At 35.0% G+C, this 12143-nt stretch carries 11 protein-coding genes; 4 read left to right on the forward strand and 7 right to left on the reverse strand.

Translation table 11 applies throughout. The annotated features are described in order from the left end of the window. The 3 genes from ACIQ0D_RS07985 to ACIQ0D_RS07995 all read left to right on the forward strand — a co-directional run. Nucleotides 1-1745 (forward strand): alpha/beta hydrolase family protein (locus tag ACIQ0D_RS07985; RefSeq protein WP_395804457.1); only part of this gene is annotated, 1745 nt, incomplete at its 5' end. A 3-nt stretch (nt 1746-1748) separates the two neighbouring features. Then, complete coding sequence (locus tag ACIQ0D_RS07990; protein WP_395804459.1) at nt 1749-3422, forward strand: sensor histidine kinase; 1674 nt, start codon at nt 1749-1751, stop codon at nt 3420-3422. A gap of 2 nt (nt 3423-3424) precedes the next feature. Further along, a complete protein-coding gene (locus tag ACIQ0D_RS07995) occupies nt 3425-4114 on the forward strand; it encodes a response regulator transcription factor (RefSeq protein WP_395804461.1) in 690 nt (229 codons plus the stop codon). 33 nt (nt 4115-4147) lie between these two features. Here the strand turns inward: ACIQ0D_RS07995 and ACIQ0D_RS08000 are convergent, their stop codons facing one another. From ACIQ0D_RS08000 to ACIQ0D_RS08020, 5 genes are read right to left on the reverse strand one after another with little or no spacing between them, the layout of a single operon-like run. Next, a complete protein-coding gene (locus tag ACIQ0D_RS08000; protein WP_395804463.1) occupies nt 4148-4813 on the reverse strand; it encodes an MOSC domain-containing protein in 666 nt (221 codons plus the stop codon). Beyond that, a complete protein-coding gene (locus ACIQ0D_RS08005; protein ID WP_395804465.1) occupies nt 4810-5685 on the reverse strand; it encodes a UbiA family prenyltransferase in 876 nt (291 codons plus the stop codon). Before ACIQ0D_RS08005 ends, ACIQ0D_RS08000 begins: the two co-directional genes overlap by 4 nt. Continuing rightward, nucleotides 5669-6958 (reverse strand): metallophosphoesterase, encoded by a 1290-nt coding sequence (locus ACIQ0D_RS08010; protein ID WP_395804467.1) that lies wholly within the window; start codon nt 6956-6958, stop codon nt 5669-5671. The genes ACIQ0D_RS08005 and ACIQ0D_RS08010 overlap by 17 nt, the downstream gene beginning before the upstream one ends. 33 nt (nt 6959-6991) lie before the next feature. Next, nucleotides 6992-8503: a sigma 54-interacting transcriptional regulator gene (locus ACIQ0D_RS08015; RefSeq protein WP_395804469.1), complete on the reverse strand. Its 1512-nt coding sequence runs from the start codon at nt 8501-8503 to the stop codon at nt 6992-6994. A gap of 11 nt (nt 8504-8514) precedes the next feature. Continuing rightward, nucleotides 8515-9615, reverse strand: a complete 1101-nt coding sequence (locus ACIQ0D_RS08020) for a VWA domain-containing protein (protein WP_395804471.1) — start codon at nt 9613-9615, stop codon at nt 8515-8517. A 143-nt stretch (nt 9616-9758) separates the two neighbouring features. Here ACIQ0D_RS08020 and ACIQ0D_RS08025 point away from each other — a divergent pair, with 143 nt between their 5' ends. Next, the gene (locus ACIQ0D_RS08025) at nt 9759-10184 is read left to right on the forward strand and encodes a YybH family protein (RefSeq protein WP_395804473.1); all 426 of its coding nucleotides are present in this window, start codon (nt 9759-9761) and stop codon (nt 10182-10184) included. A 3-nt stretch (nt 10185-10187) separates the two neighbouring features. Here ACIQ0D_RS08025 and ACIQ0D_RS08030 read toward each other — a convergent pair whose 3' ends face one another. Both ACIQ0D_RS08030 and hemW read right to left on the reverse strand, forming a co-directional pair. Continuing rightward, nucleotides 10188-10979: an SDR family oxidoreductase gene (locus ACIQ0D_RS08030; protein ID WP_395804475.1), complete on the reverse strand. Its 792-nt coding sequence runs from the start codon at nt 10977-10979 to the stop codon at nt 10188-10190. 3 nt (nt 10980-10982) lie between these two features. Beyond that, nucleotides 10983-12113: a radical SAM family heme chaperone HemW gene (gene hemW / locus ACIQ0D_RS08035; RefSeq protein ID WP_395804477.1), complete on the reverse strand. Its 1131-nt coding sequence runs from the start codon at nt 12111-12113 to the stop codon at nt 10983-10985. Between the last annotated feature and the right edge of the window lie 30 nt (nt 12114-12143).

Genomic DNA, 12143 nt, shown 5'->3' on the forward strand with positions numbered 1-12143 from the left:
GGAAGTTTATTTCTTATCTAAAACCTGAAAATAACCGTATCCATATTTATGTTGAAACTTGGGATGGTAAAAATACCATTCAGTTAACTTGTGATACCAACAGAAGCATTTCAAACTATTTTTGGGCAAGTAATAATGAGATTTTATACTTGAAAACTGGTCCGGCGAATAAAGATGCAGCCTTAGTCGCCGTAAAAATTGATGGTACCAACAACCGCGAATTATTATCAACCATTGATTCTAGAATCAGGCTAATAACTACAAGTAGAGTTTTTGATGATCATGTTCTGGTAGCTCTCAATAAAAGAGATTCGACCGTATTTGATGCATATAGATTAAATATTCAGACTGGCAAACTAGCCTTAGTATTTAAAAATCCTGGCAATATAACTAAATGGTATTCTGACCCAGTTGGTAATTTGCGTATGGCAATTGCAAGTGATGGGGTTAATGAAACTTTATTATACCGGGAGCAAGAAAGTCAAGCCTTTAACTCAGTAATTACCAATAATTTCAAAACAACTATTTTACCCTTAGCATTTAGTGTAGATAATACCTGTATTTATGCTTTATCTAATCAGAATCGAGATAAGATGGCATTAGTGGAATTAGACTGCAATACTGGTAAGGAGCATAAAACCATTTATAGCCATCCTGATGTAGACGTTTCTGATGCCACCTTTTCTGTTAATAAGGGCAAATTGGTTTATGCTGGCTATGAAACTTGGACAAAGGAACGTCATTATCTGGATGATTCGTTTAAAAGTATTTTTAATAAACTCGAATTACTATTGCCCAATACTGAGATTCTATTGAGTAGTTCTGATTCTGCAGAGAGTAAGTTTATTGTTAGAACCTATACCGATCGTAATCCGGGATCATATTACCGATATACACCAAGTACCAATAAATTGGTAAAATTGAGTGATGTCAACCCTTCACTGCTCATTGAGGATATGGCTGAGATGAAGCCTGTAAGCTTTAAAACTAGAGATTCTCTGATTGTAAATGGATACTTGACTCTTCCAAAAGGTAAAAACAAAGAAAATTTACCTGTGGTGGTAATACCTCATTCAAGTTCTGAAGGTAGAAATAGCTGGGGCTATAATTCTGAAGTGCAATTTTTAGCCAACAGAGGATATGCAGTTTTTCAGGTAAATTTTAGAGGAACAAAAGGCTATGGTAAGAAATTTTGGACTGCTGGTTTCAAAGAATGGGGCGGCAAAATGCAAGATGATATTACAGATGGTGTGCGTTGGTTGATTTCCGAAAAAATTGCAGATCCAAAGCGAATTGCGATATATGGCTATAGTTTTGGAGGTTTTTCGGCCTTACACGGACTGTTTTCTAGACCCGATTTATATCAATGTGGTGCTTCTTATTCTGGTTTTACTAATTTATATACCTATTTGAAGGATATTCCACCTTATTTCAGACCTTACCAGCAAATGTATTATGAAACGGTAGGAAATCCTGAAAAAGACTCCGAATATTTTAGAGCTGTTTCTCCAGTTTTTCATACAGATAAGATTAAAGTCCCTGTTCTAATCGCCCAAGGTGCCAGAGATCCAAGGGTTAACATGAATGAAACCAATCAGTTTGTTAAGGAATTAAAAAAGAAAAATGTTTCGGTAACTTATATCCTTAAAGAAGATGAGGCGCATTATTTCAGGAATATTGACAACCGCCTTGAGTTTTATCGTGAATTAGAGGTATTTCTAGATAAAAACCTTAGCCGTAAATAGCGGATGAAGCAATATCAGCAAACTTATCGTAAAAACTTTGCCCTGGTTATAATTTTCCTAATACTAATTACTGCCGCTCTCGGTGGGGCTTTATATACCGCTTATAACTTTACCGCTAAGTACGTAGAAAATGAGTTTGCTTCTCAAAAAATTGAAGTCCTAGAAGAGACTATTAAACCATACAATGATTTTTTTCAAAATAAAATTCCTGAAATATCATTCTATCAAGGCTACCTCGACTCCACGCAAGCGGCAAAGTATATCGATACAATATTCAGAAAATTCAATTTTGTTGATCGTGTTGTTTTTTATGATGCCACTATAAGTAATCGTACATTTTCTGAAGGAATTAGGGTTAATAACTTTTCACTAGGCCCTAAGGCTATTTATCAATTCTCAAGAAATATACCTCCAGATTCAATCCTTCTATTTAAAGAAAATGAATCGTCAAAGCCTTTTTCACTAAAATCAGGAGATGAGTTCAATAAAATGGCCCTTAAGTTTAGTGGTTTTATTGAGTTGGCAGATACGAGTCGTGTTTTAAACGATTCAGATCGGTTCAATGTTTTTTATAGTGTGATATCTAAAAGGATTTCCTACATGAACATCCCTCGAAGGGAGGAGATAAAAATTTATAAAGATTTAATGGTCTCAAATTTGACCCTCTCACCAATATATGAGTTGGATATGTTTTCATTTTATCTCGACCCTCTGAAGCTAACTATTAAAAATACTAAGCCAGAGTTGTATGAATCCATAAATATTAAACCTCTAGTTTATGAATCCCTCGAAAATACTTCTGAGATCATAAGCAATGACCTGCCCTTATCGGGACCTTTCTCTGATTATAAGCTATATTTTAGCTCTAGCAGGACCTTTCTTCGAAAAGAAATAAATGCTCGGTTTTTGCCTATCGCTGGGGGATTAATCATTTCTTATTTTATAGTCGTACTTATCGCCTATTTAATTTTTAGGAATTTGAATATCAACAGTAAACTATTTAAGCTTCAGTATGATTTCATTAATAATCTTACCCACGAGTTTAAAACGCCAGTGAGTGTGATTAAAATAGCTGGCAATAATATCAGAAGTGCTACCCAATTAAGTGATCGTGAACGTAATCATTATGGTAAAATACTTGATGAAGAAGCAGATAAGCTCAACGATTTGATGAATAAATTACTTTCCTTTACTCAGATTGAAAATAAAGCCATACAGATTAAGCCTGAAAGCATTAATCTAGAAGTATTTTGTCAGAATTTGATTGATAGTTACCAAGTAAAGTATCCTAATTTCGATATATCTTACATAATTAAGGGAGTTGAATATTTTAGGTCAGATCCAGTTTTACTTGGTAGCATATTCCAAAATTTGATAGATAATGCTTATAAATATTCTAGGCCTGATAATAAAGTTTTAAAAATCAAGATTACTAAAATTAAGAAGCAGCTGTTTATCAAATTTTCTGATCGCGGTATTGGTATTCCTACAAAGGACCTAAATAATATATTTGAAAAATTTTTTAGGGTACAAAACGAGTATAATCAGCAGGGAAGTGTAGGCTTAGGTTTGGCATTTTGTAAAGAACTGGTTAAATTTATGCATGGAAATATATCTGTAAAAAGTGTGGTAGGTGAGGGGTCTGAATTTACAATAGAATTACCTTATGAATTATAATTATGCAAAAAGAAATTAAAATTGCCGTTATTGAGGATGATGAAAATTTACGATTCTTAGTCGTACATCGCCTGCAGGCTGAAGGATATAAAGTAATAGAGGCTTCTGATGGTCTAATTGCTGAAGATTTGATTATGACTGAGCAGCCAGATATTGTATTGCTCGATTGGATGCTACCTACTAAGCAGGGCTCTGAAGTATGTCAGAATGTGCGTAAGCTAGGATTTGATAATCTGATCATTATGATGACCGCTAAGTCGCAGGATATTGATAAAATCGATGCCTATAGCTTTGGAGTTTCTGATTATGTAACTAAGCCCTTCAATATGGATGTATTGGTTGCGTTAATTGAAAATAAGGTAAAATTTGTCATCAATAGTGATAAATCTGAAGTTTATAAATTTGGTAATATGGAGCATCATCCTAATACCCATTCATTGATTCGTGACGGGAAAAAGATTGAGCTTACCATTTTGGAGAACAGAATTTTACTCTACTTTTTAAAGAATGCCAATACCGTTATTAATCGCGATGAGCTGATGATGGTGGTATGGGGCTATAATTCGGATGTAAATACCCGTACTCTCGATATGCACATAGTACGTTTACGGAAGAAAATTGAGAGCAATCCCGATAGACCACATTTTATGCAAACGGTGAGAGGAATAGGATATAAATTTGTAATTGATTAAAAAATTTCGTATATTAAAGTAAAGCCTAAAATTCTATTTTAGTTTATTACGCATTTTTTCGAACCTAATTCGCCATTCTTCGGTGAGTGGCGATAGTTTTATTAAACGGTCGAGCCACTCCTTATTTTTTGGATCATGGTAGCGAACTTGATTTACGTCCATCACCGATATCTGTTCGGGATGAGAGCTAATATGTACCAATTCATCGCTCTTTTTGACAAATCCTGGTTTTATTGTTCTTAAATAAAATCCTGTTAATCCGCTTGTTTGAAGATGAATAGGAAATTGTTTATAGTTATATCGTATCCCAATCATATAACAAGGCCCACGTGGTTCTGATACCTCCACAATAGCTTTTCCCAATTGATAGCGGTCGCCAATATAAACGCAATTTTCATGAGCGTTTTCGCCTTTCAAGGTAAGATTTTCGCCAAACGCACCTTGCTCAAGGTCAAAGCCAAGTTCATTTTTCCATTTTACAAAATGATCTGAATTATAGCAACAAATCGCCTTATCATTTCCTCCATGGTGTTTAGTGTTTTTTACCATGTCGCCAACAAAACCAGTATAATCTAAACTAATTCCCTCAGTTTCGATGCTAATCTTCCTAAATGCAGTCATAGCTTTCTGATGTTCAGAAACGAGCAGTTCTGCTTTGCCAAGGATGTTTATAGAATTAATCTGAATGTTTTTTGTCATGTAGCAATGTTAAATAGTTCTAACATAAAAAGTTGTAAAATCATGGTTCCATCGAGCAAAAGAAAGTAATAATATTCATTTTTCTTCCACTTCGACTTAAATATAAGCCACCCCGATATAAAAACACTGAGCGCTAATGCCCAGAAATTGGCATCCAATTTGCCTATAAATGCGTAAAGTAAGAAAAGATGTGATGCTAGGAAAAATTGACAAAGTCCTAGTGATTTTTTTTCTCCAATTATTACGGGAATAGTCTTAAGCTCATTTTGCTTGTCTTGAAAAAGATCTCGAATATCAAATGGGATGGTTATTGCAACAATAAATAGGAATCGATTTAGAAATAAAATTAGTGTTTCCTGATTTGAAATCGTGCTTATATCATGGCTCTTAATTTCAAATATTGGCAATAATACGGTGCTTCCTGCCCATACCGTAGCGATTATAAAAATCTTTAATCCCGGAATATTTCTAATCCCATATTTATTGCCTTTAGTGCCCCAAATTGGCAGACTATAGGCGATGGAAATTACTCCAAGAGTTAACATAAGTATCAAGGAGGAGAAACTTAGAAAGAAGGCTAATGCTAATAAACTTAAGACGCAAATAATTGATAGGCTTAGCATTAGCCTAAAATTAGAGAATATCCATCGCACTCTTAAGAATGGCGATTTTTCAGGATTTTGCGGCTTTGATAGGAGAATGCTGAAATTATAGGTTAGGATTGTTGAGCAAAATAAGATTGCTAAAACATATGGGTTAGGTTCTATTCCCAGAAGCCAATAGCTTATTAAAGCTTGTGAAACTGCACACAAGGCAATAAAAATATTGCTAAATAATAGAAAATTGAGACTTTGCTTAAGAATTATGTTCATTAATTGAACTCGGGTCACCTTGTCTTAACTCAAATATCGTTATTTCAGGTAACATTCCTACCCTGCCAGGGTAGCCTAAAAAGCCATATCCTACGTTAACATATAATTGTTGTGAGCCTTCTTGGTATCGGCCCGACCATTCTTTATAAACGTACTGCGCCGGACTCCATTGAAATTGTTCGGTAACGATACCAAATTGCATCCCATGCGTATGTCCACTAAACATGGCATCTATTTGAGGATAATTAGCTAATACCTGAGCCCTCCAATGAGATGGGTCATGCGATAACAAAAGTTTAACAGGCTTATCATCTGTGTTTTTTAAGGCTTCATCCAATTTCCCATATTTGGCAAATCGTCCAACGCCCCAATTTTCAATTCCCACAATAGAAATTTCTTCGCCGCTAATTTTTATCGTTCTATTTTCATTCAGAAGTAAATCCCAGCCCATGTTTTTATGTGTTGCCTTTACATCTGCTAGGTTTTTTGCTTTTACTGCTGATGGTCCAAATCCGAATTGATAATCACCATAATCATGATTCCCCAATACAGAATAAACCCCTAGTGGGGCTTTTACCTTTGAGAAAATATCTTGGTAATCACGCATTTCGGAAGCCAAATTATTAACTAAGTCGCCGGTAAAAAATACAAGCTCAGGTTTCTCTTTTAATAACATTTCAACGCCACCTAAAACCGCTTTGCGATCATAAAAACTTCCAGAATGTATATCTGAAAGCTGTGCAATGGTGATCCCCTCAAAAGCTTTGGGAAGGCTTGGTAAGTATAGGACTTGCTTTTTTATCTGATAATCATATGCGCTGGAAACTATTCCGTAGCTTAATGATCCCAAAGGTAAAGCAGCAATTAATGTTCCTGTCTTAATTAAAAATTCAGATCTTGGGATAGCATTTTCTTTTTTGCTGTCATCAATATGCTCTTTCTCGGATTTTGTAAGGTATTTTCTTTTTGTCCAAATAAAGGCTCTTCTTAAATCGTCGAACATCAAAAAGGGCAAAATGAATATTTTTGAGACAAAGGTTAAGAAGAACGATACTAAAATGATGGTGCGAAAGAGAAACTTAATATTGAAAAATATGCTGATAAATACCCCTATAATTAATATAATGGTATAGCCCCACCAAATTTTGGAGAAGGATAAATATTTTTTAGGTTTCCACTTCCACTTTACTGATTTAAGGGCTTTTAAAATATAAAAATCGATTATAAGAAGCAGAATGCTGATTATAATTAAGCCTAAAATTCGGTTTGTCATTTGTTAAAATTCGGTTTTTCTGATTAAGGTCTATTAAAAACGTCCTTGATCATCATTATAGTCTTCATCTTCATCGTCTTCAAACTCTGCACTAAACAAGCTGTTAAACATATCTGCAAAGCTAAAGCCTTTATCTAAAAAAGATTTATTGATCAGAGAGAATTCAGCTAAACCATGTAATAAAAACTCCATCAATAAAACTTTTTGGTTCTCGCTTAGACGCGGATGGAACTGTTTTATTACAGTTTTTAATCCTGGCACCGATTCTAAAGATTTTTTATAGTCCTCAAGCTTTAAATCATCTACCAAGCTTATGGTATTTCCGGCAGCAAACCAATTTATTATGTCAGCATAGGGATTTGCTGTTTTTGCTTTTTTAACCTTTTCGGGATCAGGGAAATAAGTCACCATTAAGGTTTTGATAGCTTTTCCTAAAAGGATATTTGCCACTTTACTTGGTCCTTCTAGCTCACCTTCATAGACTAGTTCAATTTTTCCTGTAATCGCAGGAATAACGCCTAGGAAATCTGAAATTCTGACAAATGTGCTTTTCTCGTCATTGAGCAACATGCGTCGTTCAGCATTGCTAATCAAATTTTCATAAGCAGAAATGGTTAATCGGGCAGAAACACCTGATTTTTTATCAATATATTCCGAATCACGGGCTTCAAAAGCGATTTGTTCTACTAAATCTTTTACTAATCCATCAGCTTCAATGCTTGTACGCTGTGAATCTGTTAAGCGAGCTTCTTGTTGTGTAATTTTTCTCGAAATATCAATGCTGCGCGGGTAATGGGTTAAAATCTGACTTTCAATTCTATCTTTTAAAGGAGTAACAATTGATCCTCTATTGGTATAATCTTCAGGATTTGCAGTAAAAACAAATTGAATATCTAATGCTAAGCGTAGTTTGAAGCCTCTGATTTGAATATCTTTTTCTTGTAGAATATTAAATAGCGCCACTTGAATACGTGCCTGTAAGTCGGGAAGTTCATTAATTACAAAAATTCCTCTGTGGGCTCTCGGAATTAGTCCGAAGTGAATAACCCGCTCATCCGAATAGGTCAATTTTAATGTTGCGGCTTTTATTGGATCCACATCGCCAATTAAATCGGCAACAGTAACATCAGGCGTAGCTAATTTTTCAGTATAGCGGTCTGAACGATGCAGCCAAGCTATGGGTGTTTCTTCTCCTTTGATTTCTAAAATATGATGTCCAAACCAAGAAATTGGGTTCATAGGGTCTTCAAATAATTCAGATCCCTCAATGTATGGCACATATTCGTCTAATAAATTGATCATCAAGCGTGCTATACGCGTTTTTGCTTGCCCGCGTAAACCTAAAAGCAAAATATTGTGTTGCGATAAGATTGCGGTTTGAAGATCAGGAAGTACCGTATCTTCATAACCAATGATACCATCCATTGTGGTATTTTTATTTTTTAGCTCTTTAATGAGATTCTCACGAAGCTCCTCTTTAACTGAACGTGGCTTATATCCCGATTCGCGAAGTTCTTTAAGTGTTTTTATACGCAACAAATCCATATCTTGAAATTCTATCTAATTGTTCTTTTTCTATTCTTTATGTAATCTTCAAAAATATATTCTCCTAATCCTTTCAATGAGCTATAAAATGCTCTACCTCCATTAATTTCTGTAAACTGCCTTACAAATTGCTGTAAATAAGGGTCTTGTGCAATCATGAAAGTAGTTATTGGAATTTTTAGTCGCTTACATTGAGCAGCCATGTTGAGGGTTTTATTAACCACTTTTCGATCTAATCCGACACTATTTTTATAATATTTTAAGCCCTCTTTTAAACAAGTTGGTTTACCATCGGTAATCATGAAAATTTGTTTGTTATGAGTTTTTCTTCTCCTCAATAAATCAACAGCAAGCTCAAGTCCGGCATAGGTATTGGTATAATACGGACCAACCTGTAAATAGGGTAATTCTTTAATGGTGATGGTCCAGGCATCGTTTCCGAAAACAACGATATCGAGTGTATCTTTAGGATATTTTGTTCTAATTAGCTCGGCTAATGCCATAGCCACCTTTTTTGCTGGAGTTATTCGATCTTCTCCATATAAAATCATGGAGTGAGATATATCAATCATTAAGACCGTTGAGGTGGTAGTTTTATAATCTTTCTCTTCTACTTCAAGGTCTCTTTCGGTCATGGAGAAATCTCCTATGCCATTGTTTACCTGAGCATTATGTATGGATGCGGTCATATCAATCTGGTCAACACTATCACCAAATTGATACTCCCTACGATCGGCATTCTTTTCTTCGCCTAAACCCGAAACATTTGTATTGTGACCCCCTTTACCCGATTTCTTCAATTGGCCAAAGATTTCTTCGAGTGCTGATTGACGAATGCTTTGTTCGGTTTTGGCCGTTATTTTGAATCCGCCGGGATTTTTTTCATCGTCGCCTAAGTAACCTTTCTTCTTCAAATCATCGATAAAATCACCCATGCCATACTCATCGGTGGTAAGCTTGTACTTCTTATCTAATTCATTGAGCCACGCGATTGCTTCATCTGCATCGCCTGAAGTATAATTGAGCAATTCGAGAAATAGTTTCAATAATTCGTCAAAGCCTCCCTTGGGAAGCTCATTCGGAATAAATTTTGAAAATGCATGTCCCCGCATGTGGTTATTTTGAGATGTTTAATAAAAATCTAAGTTATGGCTTTAGCCGACTAATAATGTTAAGTATGTGTCAAATAAAGGATTCTATTTCATTATTTCTTAATTCTATTTCTTTTTTATCTTGATAACATTTATTTTTAGACATGAAGAAAATACTCCTTTCCCTATTTTTTATATTTCCTACACTTAGCTTATTTGCACAAACTAGTGATAAAGAACTGATTATGGGCCTCCTTGAAAACCAGCGCCTAGCATGGAATAAGGGCGATGTTGAGGAGTTTATGCAGAGCTATGTTAAATCTGATTCTTTACTTTATGTTGGGAAAACTGGCCCTAAATATGGCTGGAACAATACGCTCAATAATTATAAAAAGTCTTATCCTGATAAACAAGCAATGGGCTATTTAAGTTTCGATATTAAGGATGTAAAAATTTTATCTCCTGATCATGCTTTTGTACTGGGTGCTTGGAAGCTAAAGCGTGAGAAAGATGAGCCAGGAGGTTATTTTACTCTTATTGTGAAAAAAATTAATGGTGAATGGAAGGTAATTTCCGACCATTCAAGTTAAGCACTAAGTTACTTTTGCTTTTTTAACAATTTTTGAAAACAATCCAGGTAAAAAGCGCTTTAAAAGTACGCCATACTTTTCTTTACCACCGATATAAACCTCTTCTTTACCAGTTAGGATAGCTTTTATTATTTGGCTAGCACATTCTTCAGCTGGCATTCCATTTGCTTGAGCTTCGTCCATGCTGTTTTGCTTGCTGCCATCTGCAGTTAGCGCATTGATGGTTACATTCGTTTTTATGAATCCCGGGCAAACAATTGTGATTTTAATAGCAGGGCCTATTTCTGACCTTAAGGAGTCGAAATAGCCATGTAAAGCATGCTTTGAAGCGGAGTAGGCCGAGCGAAATTTAGTGCCGAATTTCCCGACAAGGCTACTGATAATAACAATATGCCCTGTTTTTTTTGAAAGCATAGAAGGCAGTAAATGTTGTGTTAGAGCAACTGTTCCCCAAAAATTAACATTCATAAGTCTCTGTGCAACAGATAATTCAGTTTCAAGAGCTAATGATCTCTGACTAATTCCGCCAGAATGAATAACGATATCTATCTTATTAAAAATCTTTATTGCTTCATTTGTTACATCCTTTAATGAATCGGTATTTTCAAGATCTAGCGGTAAAACATGCACATCCAAAGGATTGATTTTGCAATTGTTTTTTACATGATAAAGCGCTTCTCTATTTCTAGATGAAATAATAAGTCTAGCCCCCATTTTATTTAGTTGATAACAAAGTGCCTCACCAATTCCACTAGAAGCGCCAGTAATCCAAACAATTTTATTTTTTAATTCCATGTTTTAGGCATTAATAAAAAGTTCTGAAGCAATATGGTCAGCAAAAAGCTTACCATCTGTTGTTAGAATAATTCGCTGATCTTTTATCAAAATCCAGTTCTTTTCGCTGAAAACATCCAAATTGTTTTTGATTTCATTTGCATAGTCTGAACCAAATTGATCTTTGATTTTATTCAAATCCATTCCCTTACTAGTTCTTAGTGAGGTCATAATATATTCGTTTATGCGATTTTCTAGGGTTAATTCCTCAATTTCTGCGGGAATTTTACCCTTTTCTATTTGATCGATATATTTGGTATTATTTGAAATATTCCATTGCCTACTTTTTCCGTTAAATGAATGAGCTGATGGTCCAATTCCTAGGTATGAAATACCTTCCCAATAATTAGAGTTGTGTTTAGAATGGGATCCTGGCTTTGCGAAATTCGATATTTCATAATGATCAAAACCTGCCTCCTTTAATTGTTCCATTAAAATTAAAAATTGTGCAGCACTCTGACCTTCATCCATGGCTTTTTGCTCTCCTTTTTTGATGAAAGATGATAAGGCTGTTGCTGGTTCAACCGTCATGGAGTAGGATGAAATATGAGGAATATTTAGTTGGATTAGCTCCTGAATATTATGCTCCCATTTAGGATTAGTTAAAAGTGGATATCCATATATTAAATCTGCGGTAATATTTTCGAAACCTGCATCCTGGACTCTCTTAATTGAGCTTTGAGCTTCAGTGGCAGTGTGAGCGCGATTCATCCATCGTAAATCTTCTTCAAAAAAAGATTGAATTCCAATGCTAAATCGATTTATTAGCGTCTGGCGTAGTTCTTTTACTCTTTGTGGATTTAAATCATCGGGGTTAGCCTCAATGGTTATTTCGGCGTTTGATGTCACATCAAATTGATCTACGATTTCGCCAAGAAGTATTTGTAATTCATTGGCACTTAGAAGTGAAGGAGTGCCTCCACCAAAGTAAATTGTGTCAATACTTTGATTGTTTAAATAGCTCTTTCTTAAAAGTAATTCTTGCCTTAATGCTTTGAGCATTGGCTCTTTATACTGTGGTGAGGTGCTAAAGTGAAAATCACAGTAGTGACAGGCTTTTTTACAGAAAGGGATATGGAGATAAATTCCGGCCATGATTCAAATCTACAATAAAAAGCTGTAGGG

The organism is Daejeonella sp., assembly GCF_044342615.1.
Taxonomy (GTDB): domain Bacteria; phylum Bacteroidota; class Bacteroidia; order Sphingobacteriales; family Sphingobacteriaceae; genus Daejeonella.